Source organism: Synechococcus sp. R55.8 (genome assembly GCF_047461895.1).
GTDB lineage: Bacteria > Cyanobacteriota > Cyanobacteriia > Thermostichales > Thermostichaceae > Thermostichus.
In genome coordinates, this window is sequence record NZ_JANSIB010000087.1 from 1 (window position 1) to 13197 (window position 13197).

The window sequence follows — 13197 nt, forward strand, 5'->3', positions numbered from 1 at the left end:
TCTCAATGACTTTTGCCAAACCGCCTAAAGCTCAGTAAATTCAGCAAAGTTCAGGTTTTTGGGGGTTAGAGGCATGCTCCAACAGCAGTTGCTGGTTCAAAAGAATCCGAGCGGCTTGAGCTGGGGGATCCCCGCTGCCGGTCGTCGAGGGATTGGGACTGGGGATATCCAGACTGACCTGCACCTGAGGGCTGCTGGCCTGTAGCAAAATCTCTTCCAACCGTTGCTTCAGCAGACGGAGGCGAGCGGGGGCATCGGGGGTGCGCAGGGTCAAAACCAGCTCACTCCCCACCCGAAACTCGCTTTCTGCCCAGGTTGCCTCGCTCCGCCAACTCCCCATCAGCCCACCCACGAGCAGGATCCCTGCCCACCTCGCCATCCTTGCCGGCCCCCTTACCGGGGGTGAAGCGCTCCTCTGTGGCCTTGACAAGTTCACTAACCTCGCCTCTCCCCTGCAGGACTCCTTGATCTTAGCCGCTACCCTAGATACATCTGTTCTCTTGACCCTATGCCGTTGGCAAGCTCGGCTTCTTTGTCATTGTTCTAAGGTCATCATGCGGATCCCGACTTCCACCTATCGCATTCAGTTTCATGCTGGGTTTGACTTCGACGCAGCACGACAGATTGTTCCCTACCTGAAGTTGCTGGGCATCAGTGACTTGTATGCCTCTCCCATCTTCCAAGCCCGCAAAGGCAGCACCCACGGCTACGACGTGGTGGATCCCAGGCAGATTAACCAGGAACTGGGGGGAAGCGAAAAGTTTGAGCTCTTGTGGGAAGCCCTCAATCAGCAGGGAATAGGCTGGATCCAGGACATTGTGCCCAATCACATGGCCTACGATGGCCAGAACCAGATGCTCATGGATGTTCTGGAGAGTGGCCCCAACTCAGATTTTGTTGACTACTTTGATGTGAATTGGAATCACTCTTACCTGGGGATCAAAGGCAGAATCTTAGCCCCTTTCTTGGGAGATTTCTATGACAAATGTTTGGAGTCGGGTCAAATCCAGCTTCGTTATGATGCCGATGGCCTAAGTATTAACTACTACAACTTGAGGTTCCCCCTCAATATTGACACCTATGCCGATGTTTTTACCTACAACCTGAGCAAGCTGCGGCGAAAATTGGGACGCAGCCATCCCGACTACGTCAAGTTACTCGGGATTCTCTTCAGCCTGAAATTCATTCCCAGCAAGGAAGATCTCCTAGAGCGCACCGATCAAATTAGCTTTGCCAAGCATTCTTTGTGGGAACTCTACACGTCTAGCCAACCTATCCAGAGCTTTTTTGACGAGAACATTGCCATTTTTAACGGCAAGCCAGGGGATCCGTCAAGCTTTGACCTGCTGGATAGTCTTCTGGCGCGGCAACATTTCCGCCTTTCCTTCTGGAAGGTGGGTGCTGAGGAGATCAATTATCGTCGTTTCTTTACCATTAACGAGCTGATCTCGCTGCGGGTAGAAGATCGCGAAGTGTTTCGCAAAACCCATCAGCTTATCTTTAAGCTTGCAGAACAGGGGCGTTTTAGTGGTTTGCGCATCGATCATATCGATGGGTTGTTCAATCCCGAAGAGTATCTCCATCGCCTGCGGGAACGCTGCCCAAATCTTTACATCGTGGTAGAGAAAATACTAGAGGCCAATGAAAGTCTGCCCCAAAGCTGGCCGGTTCAAGGCACAACGGGCTATGATTTTTTAGCTAAGCTCAACGGCATCTTTTGTCAAGAAGAAAATGCAGAGGCTTTTGACTCTCTCTATCAAAATTTCACAAATCTACGGCATTCCCCAGAGCAGGTTATCGAAGATAAAAAACGCCTGATCATCGAGCGCAACCTGTCAGGGGATATGGATAATCTTGCTTTTTTGCTCAAGCAGATCACCAGCCATCATCGCTATGCCAATGACTTTACCCTCTACAGCTTACGTCGAGCTTTGGTAGAAGTTTTGGTGTGCTTTCCGGTCTACCGCGTCTATATCCACGAAGGGATCCTCAGTCCAGAAGGTCAACAGGTGGTTCGTCAAGCTGTGGAGAAGGCCAAGGAGAACCTGCCCGTTTTGGTGAATGAGCTGAATTTTATTCAGCGCTTTCTCTGCCTGGAGTCTCTGGACAATTTATCAGACCAGGAGAAAAATGAGCAGATCCATTTTGCCATGCGCTTGCAGCAGTTGGCCGGCCCTCTCATGGCCAAAGGAGTAGAAGATACTGCTTTTTATGTGTACAACCGCCTTTTATCTCTCAATGAAGTCGGTGGGGATCCCTGTCGCTTTGGCCTTTCGGTGCAAGAGTTTCACCGCTTTAATCAAGAGCGGGCAGCTCGGTGGCCTCTGTCCATGAATGCTTCTGCCACCCACGACACCAAGCGTGGCGAAGATGTGCGGGCCCGGCTGAATGTGCTTTCTGAAATCCCCGCCGAGTGGGAAAAGCACATCAACCTTTGGCATGAACTGAACCTCGGCTACAAAGTCCGCAGCAAACAAGCCAAGCGCTCAGAACTGCCGGATCGCAATGACGAGTATTTGCTCTACCAAACTTTGCTCGGCTCCTATCCCTTCCAACCGGAAGAGGTGCCCCAGTTCGTACAGCGGGTCAAAGATTATGCCATCAAAGCAGTGCGGGAAGCTAAGGTCCACACCGCTTGGCTTCGCCCCGATACCGAGTACGAAGAAGCCACTACCGCCTTTATCGAACGGATCCTTCAAGGTCCTAACCCCTTTTTGGAGTCCTTTTTGCCTTTCCAACGGAAAGTTGCCCACTTTGGCATTTTTAATTCCCTCTCGCAGACGCTGATCAAACTGACCAGCCCTGGGATCCCGGATATTTACCAAGGCACGGAGCTGTGGGATTTGAGCATGGTGGATCCCGACAATCGTCGGCCTGTGGATTTTTCCCGTCGCCTCGCCTATCTAGAAGAAATTCAACGGCGGGTTAAACAGGATCCTCTCCAACTCATTGCGGATTTGCTACTACACCGCAGCGACGGACGCATTAAGCTGTTTCTGATTCATCATGTGCTCAAGGCCCGCCAGGAACAGCCCCAATTGTTTCTCGAGGGCAGCTACATTCCTCTGCAAATCAGCGGATCCCATGCTGACCATGTTGTGGCTTTTGCCCGTCAGCACAGTAAGCAGGTATTGCTCACGGTAGTGCCGCGTTTTTTAACAAAGTTGATCGACGAAACCCAAGATCCTCTGGGAGAATCCGTTTGGGCAGATACCGAAATTCATCTGCCGCGTTGGAAGCGGCTGGACTGGGTGAATGGGCTAACCCAGGAAAGGATCCCTGCCGGCGAAACCTTGCCGGTGGGCGTTGTCTTAAAATCCTTCCCGGTGGCCCTGTTGTGGGGACAATCCCGCTAGCGGCCTAGGCGGGGGCTAGAGCCTGAAAATTGACGATGCGGGCAAACTCTTGGGGGTCTAGGCTGGCCCCTCCCACCAACACGCCGTCGATCTCAGGCTGGGCCATCAGCTCATCGATGTTGCCGGCCTTCACCGAGCCGCCATACAAAATGGGCAGTTGGGCATTGCCCAAGTGTTGCCGGATCAAGCCGATGACCCGGTTGGCCTCTTGAGCTGCACAAGTCTGGCCGGTGCCGATGGCCCAAATGGGCTCATAGGCAATCACCAAGTTCTCCAGATCGATCCCCGGCAAGGCGCGATCCAATTGCCCCACAATCCAAGACTCGGTCAAGCCTTGCTCCCGCTGCTGCTGGCTTTCTCCCACACAAAGGATGGGGGTGAGCCCGTGCCGCTGGGCAGCTGCCAAACGCCAATTAACGGTTTCGTCCGTCTCGCCGAAGTACTGCCGCCGTTCGCTGTGGCCGACGATGACGTAGCGCACCCCCAATTCCGCCAGCATGGGGCCGGAAATTTCCCCGGTAAAGGCCCCCTGATCCTCCCAATGTAGGTTTTGTGCTCCCACGGCTATGTCGGATCCGCGGCTTTGCTCTGCCACCACCGCCAGGTCTGTAAAGGGCACACATAGGATGATCTGCCGCTGGGATGCTGACCCTGACGGCGATGACCGTAAAGCCAGGCCCAACTCTCGCAGAAACTCGCGAGCCTCAGCCTGAGTCTTGTGCATTTTCCAGTTGCCGGCAATGAGGATGGGGCGCAAGATGGATCCTCCCTTAGAGACAACAGAAGGAAGGGATCCCGCAAGCAGAAAGCCCAATAAAACAGCAGGGATCCCAGCTTTGTTTTTTCGTATGACACAGTTTACCAGCAAGCGATCCCGGAAATACGGCGACGGGATCCGCCCCGTTAACCCTCTTGGGCCGTCTCCCGTTCCAGGCTGGCCGCGATGGCAGCCAGGCAGTCTTCCCAGGGGGATCCCTGCTCGAGATGGTGGACGGCGACGGCATAGGTCTTGGGGTGGGCTTGTAACAGCGCTCGGCCCTGGCGCAAAAAGCGGTTGATTTGAGCTTTCAGCTTGGCTGGAGAGGTCAAGGGCTGCGCCGCCAACAGCCTGGCCACCTGCTGCCGATCCTCTGCATCGCCCGTAATTTGGCCGTAGTGCAAAGATTCTGCCGCTGCCCCCGCCATCCAGAACGTGCCGTAGCGCTCCACCTCTGCCCACGGGATCCCTCCCTGAGCCTGCCAAGTGCGCATCGGGGCCCGATCCAGCTCCACCCCGCCGTAGCCAGGGATCCGCCGTCGGAAGGCTTGCCAGGGACTGAGCACATAGCCCAGCAATGGGATCCCGAGCAGGTAGGCCACCAAAAGGTGCCCTGCTTCATGGCGGATAACCCGCTGCCGATAGGCTGGCGAAGCCCAATCCAGCAGCCCGCCCAGCAACCCTGAAATCCGCCCCCCGAAGGCCACTTGCTCGACGATGACCAGCCCCACCAGTCCTACTAGGGGCATGGCAGCCCGCGGCCCCAGCACCGCCGACAAGACCAAAGCTGCCACCACCCCGGCAGCGCGAGTGACTCCAGCTTCTGACATCGGTTAGCTGCCCCCTTAACCAACAAGCTGAGGGGAAGATCCCACACGGCTTACGCGCCAAAACCCAACAGGGAAGGCGACCTCTCACAGCCCAACGATCTGGGTGTTTTCAAAGGTGGCGAGAATTGCATCCAGATCTTTGTTCTGCACTGAGTAGGTAGCAGTGGCATCGCTGCCAAACTGGATCTCGTCCCCGTCTTCCAGATCGCGAAATTCCACCCGTTGCCCACCCACGTAAAGGCCATTGGTGCTGGGGTTGCCTTGAATATCTCCGTCGATGATTTGGTAGGTGAACCCATCGGGGGAAGAGGGAGATTCTGTTTTGACCAAAATGGCGTGGTAGCGAGAGGCATACTGGGAGTCAATGCGGATGCTGTTGCGTGGATCCCGGCCTAAGGAGTAGAGCTCAGCCGTCAACCAGTAGGCTTTTGGCCCGTGACGATCCTTGACGATGAGCACGTGATTGAGGGCCGGTCGGCGAGGGGGCGTGGTCATGAAAGGCACCCGCTTGCACAACACTGAGGGCAAGATAGCCAAAACATAACATAGGATCCCCCTGGTGGATCCCTGTGTCCACCGGATAAGTCTCTTCAGGTCGGCATCCCAGGCTGGTGCGGGATCCCCCTGAGCAACAAGAAAGGGTCTGAGTAGATTTTTGTAACAATTCCTCTCATAATAGGATCGACGATGCAAATGGATCCCTGACCATGAATGGCTCGCAACCGGATCCCAGTGCTCAACCCCGTTCTCCCCAGACACCGAAGCTCATTGAGTTGCCGGAAGATGAAACCGATGCGCAGCTCAGCGATCCCCTGCGGATGCAGCGCTACGAATGTCGTTCTTGTGGCTATGTTTACGAACCGGCCAAGGGGGATCAGCTCAATCGGATCCCGGCGGGCGTACCGTTTGAGGAATTGCCAGCCGATTGGAAATGTCCGGTGTGCCGAGCCGGTAAGCGCTCGTTCCAAGCAGTGGGCGCCAAGGGCAAGCCTTCCGGTTTTCAAGAGAACTTGCGCTACGGCCTGGGGGTGAACGTGATGACCCCTGCTCAAAAGAACCTGCTGATCTTCTTGGGACTGGCGCTGGGATTTTTATTTTTGATGAGTTTCTATTTCGTCGAGTGAGGGTCAAGATGTTCAAACCCCTGAGGCTGGTGCTGCTGATTGCTGTCTCGGTGCTGCTAATGGCGGCGCGGATGCCAAACATGCGGGTGGTCCCCTGGCAGCAGGTGGAAGTGCCCACCCAGAACATTCTGCTGGACATTGCCTTCACCGGCACCACCCCTTCCCATGGCTGGTTGGTGGGAGACAAGGCGACGCTGCTGGAATCCCGCGATGGGGGTCTGCACTGGCAGGTGCGGGAGCTGCCGGGTCTGGAGCCGGAAGCCTACCTGGCCTCCATTAGCTTTGCTGGGGCAGAAGGCTGGGTGGCCGGGCAGCCGAAGATCCTCCTCCACACCCTAAACGAGGGATCCGACTGGACTTCCATCCGCCTCAACAACCAACTGCCAGGGGAGCCGCTCTTGATCCAGGCTCTGGGCCCTGGCGCCGCCGAAATGGCGACCAATGTGGGGGCCATCTACCGCACCGAAGATGGCGGTCAGACCTGGCATGCCCAAGTGGATGAGCCGATTGGGGCCATCAAAAACATTGCCCGCGGCCCTGAAGGCGAATATCTGGCGGTGTCGTCGCGGGGCAGCTTCTACTTTCTGTACACTCCTGAAAGTCGCACCTGGAAGCCCTACCCGCGGGAAAGCTCCCGCCGCATTCAAAACATGGGCTTTGGCCCCCACGGCAGCGCTTGGAAATTGAACCAAGGGGCGGAGATCGCCTTTACCGATGACTTCACCTCCGGCCAGTGGTCGTCGCCGCTGCGTCCGGGGCGGGCCCTCAGCTTTGGCTACCTCAATGCCGCCTATCAAAACGACCACGACCTGTGGGTGGTGGGGGGTGGCGCTACCCTGATCCACAGCCCTGACGGTGGCAAAACCTGGGAGCAGGCCAAGAAACTCAGCAACATCCCCGCCAACTTCTACAGCATTGAGTTTTTCGGCCCCGAGCAAGGGTTTATTCTGGGGCAACGGGGCACCCTCTTGCGCTATGTCAGCTCCAACAGCTCCTGAAGGTCTCAGGGATCCCTAACCGGCACACGGGTGGACACACGCGCCAAGGATCCAGCTTCACGCCCGCGGCTGCTGGTTGCTGCCAGTGGCACTGGTGGCCACATTTTTCCGGCTTTGGCTATTGCCGAGCAGTTGCCCGACTGGCAGATCGAATGGCTGGGGGTGCCGGATCGGATGGAAGGGAAGCTGGTGCGGGAGCGCTATCCCTTGCACCGGGTTGTCATGTCCGGCTGGCAGGGATCCCCTCTCCGCAAGCTGCAAGCCTTGGCCCAACTGGCCCGCGCCACCCTACAAGTGCGCCGACTCCTTATGTCGGGACGGTTTGACGTTGTTCTGACCACCGGCGGGTACATTGCCGCTCCGGCCATTTTGGCCGCCCGTTCGCTGGGGGTACCGGTGTTGCTGCACGAGTCCAATCGGATCCCGGGCAAAGTGACCCGTTGGTTGGGGAGATTTTGTCAGGTGGTGGCGCTGGGCATGGCGGAGACGGCAGAGCATTTGCCAGGGGTGGCCGCCCAAGTGGTGGGCACGCCAGTGCGGGCCGAGTTCTACACGCCCCAGCCTTTCCCTGCCGACCTCCCCATTCCCGACGGGGATCCCCTCATTGTGGTCATGGGGGGCAGCCAAGGGGCGCGGGGCCTCAACCGCATGGTGGCCGCCTGTGCCGAAGCTTGGTTGGAGGCGGGGGCCTGGATTGTGCATTTGACCGGCGGCAGCGAAGCTCAAGATCCGGAAGCCAGGATCCCCAGCCATCCCCGCTACCGGCCCTTTCCTTTCCGTCGAGATGTAGCTGCCCTGCTGCAGCGGGCCAACTTTGCCATTAGCCGGGCCGGGGCCATGAGCCTGGCGGAGTTGCTGGTCACCGCCACCCCGGCCATTTTGATCCCCTATCCCTTTGCCGCTGAGGATCATCAGTATCAGAATGCTCTGGCCTTCGTGGGGCGCGGTGGGGGGGTGGTCATGCGAGAATCCGAAGAGAATCTGGACTTGCTGCGGCAAACGGTGTTGACCTGGTTGGCTCAGCCGCAGGTGGTTGCCCAAATGGCCGCTCGCTTGCAGGCCACAGCTCCCCCCAATGCCAGCAAGGCCATCGCCCGTCTGTTGCAGGAAATCCGCCAAAGTTCTGCCCGTTAAGCTGTGGTCCAGCAGAGAGTGGATGGTCTTTCCCACTGCCCGCCTGCGCCCGCTCAAGCAGCGGAGCCCCCTGCCCTGCTGGCGGAACTCCCGCCCGCCGACAGGATGGAATCGCTGTTGATGCGGCTAGAACAGTGCTTTGGGATCCCTCAGCAGGCTCCCGATGGCCTTTCCCCTCACCCCGATCTCCTGGACGAGTTGGTGGGCACGATCCTTTCCCAGAACACCACTGACACCAACAGCAGCCGTGCCTTCCGCGCCCTCAAAGCCGCCTTTCCCTCTTGGGAAGCGGTCTTGGCCGCCGACCCGGCAGATCTGGCCCAGGTGATCCGCTCCGGCGGCTTAGCCCACCTCAAGGCAGTCCGAATTCAGGAGATCCTGGCTGCCATTCAAGAACGACAGGGATCCCTGAGTCTGGACTTTCTGCGCGACCTGGACGACGCCGGCGCCCTCGACTTTCTGCTCTCGTTAAAAGGGGTAGGGCTGAAGACCGCCACCTGTGTGTTGTTGTTCGGGCTGGGTCGGGATCTCTGCCCGGTGGATACCCATGTGCATCGAGTGGCCAACCGTCTGGGCTTGGTGCGGGCCAAACATCCCGACGACACTTTTGCTCAGCTTTCCCCTCAGATCCCCAGAGGCAAAGCCTATTCCCTGCACGTCAACTTTGTCCGGCTGGGCAAGCGCATTTGCAAGGCCCGTATGCCCGAATGTGGCCGCTGCCCGCTGCGTCCCACCTGCCCCTCTGGGCGGCAGCGTTGATCCCGACAGCAGGGCTCTATTCTGCGGGCGCAGTAGAAGCATCTGGGATCCCCTCTTGTCCGTTCCTGCCGGCGTCTCTCTCTGCTGGGGGAACTTCCAACTCCAGGGCTTGCCGCACCGATTGAATCTCTTGGGAGAGCAGCACCCGCTCTCGATCCAACAGGCCGACGATCTGCTCCGGGTCTTCCCGCGAGACCACTGGCAATTGGCGCAAATCGTATTCGTACATCGGCTCAGCTGCCACTGCCACCGCCTCATCGGGGAAGGTGGTGAGAACTGGGGATTGGCTGACCTCCTGCACGGTCAGCTCCGCCAACTCCGCCGCCTCCTTGTGGGCCAAGGCCCGCTCCAGATCTTCCAGGGTGAGAATGCCCCGCAGCCGCTCCTGTCCGTCCACCACCAACGCGCTATGGCACTTTTGCTGCAGCAAACTCTCCAGAGCTTCTCGCAGCGGTGTGTCTTGCCGAAGCAAAAGAGATGGGGGCACCATCACCTCTTGCACCGTCAGCTCTCTAGGCTCCTGCCCAAGGACTCCGTCAAGCGTTGCGTGGCGAGAGCGACGGGCGGAAGGGTAGATGGCCGGCGAATGCAACTGCTCCGTCAGCCAGATGCTCAAACCCACTGCCGCCATCACCGGCAGCGCGATGTGGTAGTCCCGCGTCATCTCAAACAGCAGCAAGATGGCCGTTAGCGGAGCCCGCACGCTGGCCGCCAACACCGCCGCCATGCCCACCATGGCGTAGGCAGCAGGGGGAGACAAGGCAATCAAGGGCAAAGCTTGAGATAGCACCTGACCGTAGCCTGCCCCCAGCACTGCCCCCATGAACAAAGCCGGGGCAAAGGTTCCCCCCACAAAGCCGCTGCCCAGGCTCAAAGCGCTCAGCAACAGCTTGCCAAGCAAGAGCAAGCCTAGATGGCCAAGAGAAAAGGGAACGGCCTGCAGAATCGACTCAATGGTTTCATAGCCCACCCCCAACGCCAATGGGATCCCCAAGCCCGCGCAGCCCAGGATCCCGCCCCCCAAAATGGGCTTGCTCCAAGCTGGCCAGGCCGCCAGGGGGCCACTGTTGAACAGGTGCTTGCCCCACTCCAGGGTGTAGCTGAAGGCCATAGAAACCAGGCTGGCCAAAAAGCCCAAGCCGAGATACAGAGGTACCTCCAGCAAGCTGTGGAGCTCGTAGTCCGGCAGGACGAAGGCCGGCTGGGTGATGGTGGGCAAAAGAAAAGCGGGTTGTGCCCCCAACCCCACCTGGGCGATCAAGGCGGAGACCACCGCCGCCAACACCACCACACTGACAGCAGAAGTGGTGAAGGTGCGGGCCAAAGCCAGCTCCAGCGCCAAAAACACCCCGGCAATGGGCGCGTTAAACCCTGCCGCCAGGCCAGCCGCTGCTCCGGCAGCCATCAACAGTTGCACCCGCTCCCGCGAGAGGCGTAGGTTTTGCCCCAGCAGGGATCCCAGCAAAGCGCCACTTTCCACACTGGGGGCCTCAGGGCCAAGGGAAGCTCCCGCGCCCAACGAGATGGCAGCCGCCAAGAGCTTGAGCGGGATCCACCAGGGCTGAAGTGCCAAAGGACGAGCAGGACTCACCAAGCTGGAGAGGCTCAAGTTGGGAAAGGGCACAACTGCCCCCAAAGCGCCGATCAGCAGGCCCCCCAGCACCGGCGCCAGAGCCAGTGTCCAGGATCCCAGCAGCCACAGGCCATAGTGTTCTGCAGCCCTGCCGAGGCCATCGACGAGGGTGTCCTGCAGCAGATAGCGCCACCAGCCAATCAAGTAGCGAAATCCAACCACCAACAGCCCCGTGCCCAACCCCACTGCCGCCGCCAGCAGCAGCAGCAGGTTCTCGGAGGAGAGGCGCAGGCGGAGAGCGGGGGCGCTGTTCATGATGGCTCAAGGGCTTTGGGAAGGCAGGGTTAAAATTTCTACACCGGTTTCGGTAACGGCGACCGTATGTTCAAATTGGGCCGAGAGCTTACCATCCAAAGTGACCGCCGTCCACCCGTCGGAGAGCACCTTCACCTCCCAGGTGCCCTCGTTGATCATCGGCTCGATGGTGAACACCATGCCGGGGCGGAGTTTCTCCCCTTTTCCCCGTTCGCCGTAGTGGGGGATCTGGGGGGCCGTGTGGAATTGCCGTCCCACCCCATGCCCGACAAAATCGCGCACCACGCTGTAGCCCTGGGCCTCGGCATATTCTTGGATGGCAGCGCCAATGTCGCCGACTCTCCCCCCCGGCTTGACGGCAGCAATGCCCCGCCGCAGACATTCTTCGGTCACCTCCACCAAGCGCCGCGCCCGCTCAGAAGGCTGTCCGACAAAGAAGGTTTTGGACGTATCGCCGTGGTAGCCATCCAAAACCGGGGTGACATCGATGTTGATGATGTCGCCTTCTCGCAGGATCTGCTTGGGGCTGGGAATGCCGTGGCAGACCACGTGGTTGACGCTGGTGCAGATGGACTTGGGAAAGCCATGGTAGCCTAAAGGGGCACTTTTGGCCCCATGCGCCCGCGTCCACCGCTCGGCCTCGTCGTTAAGCTCTTGGGTGGTGACCCCTGGTCGCACCATCGGCTCCAAGTGCTTGAGCAGATCTGCCGCCAGGCGACAAGCCCGCCGCATTTTCTCCAGTTCCCGCGAAGAGAGCAACACAATGGGCTGAGGGGCTTGCGTGAGCTGGTTCATACCCGTCTGCAAAGCGGATCCCAACTGCTCCCCCCATCGCTGGGAGCGACGGCTGAGGTCTGTCAACAACGCTCGCATGTCTTCCATCATGAGACCTTATCTGTGAAAAGCTCTGTGAAAACGGATGGATCTCTGCACCTGCAGACTGTCCAGGATTGGGTTCTCAGTTGGGATTCTGAATCGCCTTGCGCCCATTCACAGACCCCTGCCGGCCATTTTCTGCCGCCGACGAATCCGCTGCACCAACCACAGCCCCAGAAAATAGCTGACGAGGGATCCCCAAAAACCGACAAACGCACAGCCGACAAACAGCGTGCCCGACATCTCCAAGCCCCACTGCATCCAGTTTTGCCAGGTGGCCGCCACCAGCTCTGTGGTGGGAAGGACAGTTCGGGATCCCAGTAGCCATTCTCCCACCTGGTAGTTGAATGCATAGATGGGCACATAGGTGAAGGGGTTACTCACCCAGGTCCCTGCCGCCGCCGCCAGCTTGTTGCCCCGAAACGGAACAGCCAACACCAGAGCGGCCAACGTTTGAAAGCCGAAGATGGGGAAACAGCCGGCAAAAACCCCTACCGCCAAGCCACGGGCAATTTCTTTTGGCGACGATTGCAGCCGCAACAGGCGCAGATAAAGATAGCGCAGCCAACGCTTCCAGGAAGGATCCCGGCGGGCTAGGGTCGGCCCTGGTTGAGATCCAGAGTAGGATCTGGAATAAAGCTTAAGGGATCCCGGCGAAGGCCAGGAGAAAGAGGGCAGCCTCAACCAAAAGAGGGGGCTCATAGTGGCAAGGGGGCAACTGAGAGAAGGTGTTAAGTCCTGTAAATCCAGTGTATCTTTCCTGCCCTTGGCGACAAAGGGCTATCGGCAAATCTGGGCCGGCAGCAACGGGGTGACGCCGGGGGATCGGTTTACGGAGTGGTCACCTGAGCTTGTCCACCAAGGCCAGCACGAAGTTAAGACTCAAGTAGGAAACCAACACCACCAAGAATAGAAACAGGGCAATGTTCAGCCCGGATCGCAGGGCAGAGGGCAGGGATCCCGATTTCATTTTGGGATCAGGCTTTTCGGGGGGAGTTGTCATCTGGAGTTCTGGGGAAGACTGTGAATCTAGGATCCCATCTTGGCTGTGCAGGTGTACCCATCGGCTTGCTGGGAGATTTGCGCAGACCTCACCGGGATGAACACCCTCTACGAAACCATTTATACCTCTGGACACAGGAGCAAGCCCAGCTCTTGGCCCCCGGCCAATGGGAGCGACTTGGATCGAGAATACCTGGCTGAGGAGATCGCATCTCAGAGAAGACAACGGCACCGGGAACCATGTAAACTACCCGACCCTGACTGCTTCGCAGTACAGGGCGGGCTTTCGGTAGCCCTGCAGTTGGCAAGCCAACCACGAACCTCTAGGCTGGTTTACGACAGCCCCCAAAAGCGCAATCACATTCGCACCATTCAAATCCGCATCCCCTTCCCATCCACAGTGTCCACACTTAAACTGCTTCCCACTGCGGTAGGATTGCGCAGGGTCGGGATGAATGTGCAAACACCGGTGG

The 13197-nt window shown here is 58.5% G+C and carries 13 protein-coding genes and 1 pseudogene; 5 read left to right on the forward strand and 9 right to left on the reverse strand.

The window, feature by feature from the left end:
• Positions 1–40: 40 nt before the first annotated feature.
• Positions 41–379, reverse strand: a complete 339-nt coding sequence (locus NW829_RS09335) for a hypothetical protein (RefSeq protein ID WP_414342341.1) — start codon at positions 377–379, stop codon at positions 41–43.
• Between the two features lie 175 nt (positions 380–554).
• Between NW829_RS09335 and treY the strand changes: the two genes are divergently transcribed.
• Positions 555–3356, forward strand: coding sequence for a malto-oligosyltrehalose synthase (treY, locus tag NW829_RS09340; protein ID WP_414413770.1), 2802 nt, complete (start codon positions 555–557; stop codon positions 3354–3356).
• Positions 3357–3360: 4 nt separating this feature from the next.
• On the opposite strand, the gene tpiA is transcribed toward treY, so the two are convergent.
• The 3 genes from tpiA to NW829_RS09355 form a co-directional block, all read right to left on the reverse strand.
• Positions 3361–4113: a triose-phosphate isomerase gene (gene tpiA, locus NW829_RS09345; RefSeq protein ID WP_414413769.1), complete on the reverse strand. Its 753-nt coding sequence runs from the start codon at positions 4111–4113 to the stop codon at positions 3361–3363.
• A gap of 146 nt (positions 4114–4259) precedes the next feature.
• Complete coding sequence (locus NW829_RS09350) at positions 4260–4943, reverse strand: hypothetical protein (protein ID WP_414416944.1); 684 nt, start codon at positions 4941–4943, stop codon at positions 4260–4262.
• An 84-nt stretch (positions 4944–5027) separates the two neighbouring features.
• Positions 5028–5438: an FHA domain-containing protein gene (locus NW829_RS09355; RefSeq protein WP_414413767.1), complete on the reverse strand. Its 411-nt coding sequence runs from the start codon at positions 5436–5438 to the stop codon at positions 5028–5030.
• A 212-nt stretch (positions 5439–5650) separates the two neighbouring features.
• Here NW829_RS09355 and NW829_RS09360 point away from each other — a divergent pair, with 212 nt between their 5' ends.
• The 4 genes from NW829_RS09360 to NW829_RS09375 all read left to right on the forward strand — a co-directional run bounded on the left by NW829_RS09360 (position 5651) and on the right by NW829_RS09375 (position 8958).
• Positions 5651–6067 carry a rubredoxin gene (locus NW829_RS09360; RefSeq protein WP_414398649.1) on the forward strand — a complete coding sequence of 139 codons (417 nt, stop codon included), beginning with the start codon at positions 5651–5653 and terminating at the stop codon, positions 6065–6067.
• 8 nt (positions 6068–6075) lie between these two features.
• Positions 6076–7065 carry a photosynthesis system II assembly factor Ycf48 gene (locus tag NW829_RS09365; RefSeq protein WP_414416945.1) on the forward strand — a complete coding sequence of 330 codons (990 nt, stop codon included), beginning with the start codon at positions 6076–6078 and terminating at the stop codon, positions 7063–7065.
• Between the two features lie 30 nt (positions 7066–7095).
• Positions 7096–8199 (forward strand): undecaprenyldiphospho-muramoylpentapeptide beta-N-acetylglucosaminyltransferase, encoded by a 1104-nt coding sequence (gene murG / locus NW829_RS09370; protein WP_414416946.1) that lies wholly within the window; start codon positions 7096–7098, stop codon positions 8197–8199.
• Between the two features lie 120 nt (positions 8200–8319).
• Positions 8320–8958, forward strand: coding sequence for an endonuclease III domain-containing protein (locus NW829_RS09375; RefSeq protein ID WP_414416947.1), 639 nt, complete (start codon positions 8320–8322; stop codon positions 8956–8958).
• Between the two features lie 16 nt (positions 8959–8974).
• Here NW829_RS09375 and NW829_RS09380 read toward each other — a convergent pair whose 3' ends face one another.
• From NW829_RS09380 to NW829_RS09400, 5 genes and pseudogenes are all read right to left on the reverse strand, one after another.
• Positions 8975–10846 carry a chloride channel protein gene (locus NW829_RS09380; protein ID WP_414416948.1) on the reverse strand — a complete coding sequence of 624 codons (1872 nt, stop codon included), beginning with the start codon at positions 10844–10846 and terminating at the stop codon, positions 8975–8977.
• 6 nt (positions 10847–10852) lie between these two features.
• On the reverse strand, positions 10853–11641 hold the full coding sequence (gene map, locus NW829_RS09385; RefSeq protein WP_414342345.1) for a type I methionyl aminopeptidase: 789 nt from the start codon (positions 11639–11641) through the stop codon (positions 10853–10855).
• A gap of 195 nt (positions 11642–11836) precedes the next feature.
• Positions 11837–12424 carry a DUF2062 domain-containing protein gene (locus NW829_RS09390; RefSeq protein WP_011433729.1) on the reverse strand — a complete coding sequence of 196 codons (588 nt, stop codon included), beginning with the start codon at positions 12422–12424 and terminating at the stop codon, positions 11837–11839.
• Positions 12425–12563: 139 nt separating this feature from the next.
• Entirely contained in the window at positions 12564–12725 is a 162-nt protein-coding gene (locus NW829_RS09395; RefSeq protein WP_414416949.1) for a hypothetical protein, read from the reverse strand.
• 246 nt (positions 12726–12971) lie between these two features.
• A pseudogene (locus NW829_RS09400) lies at positions 12972–13197 on the reverse strand (RNA-guided endonuclease TnpB family protein); the annotation flags it as partial.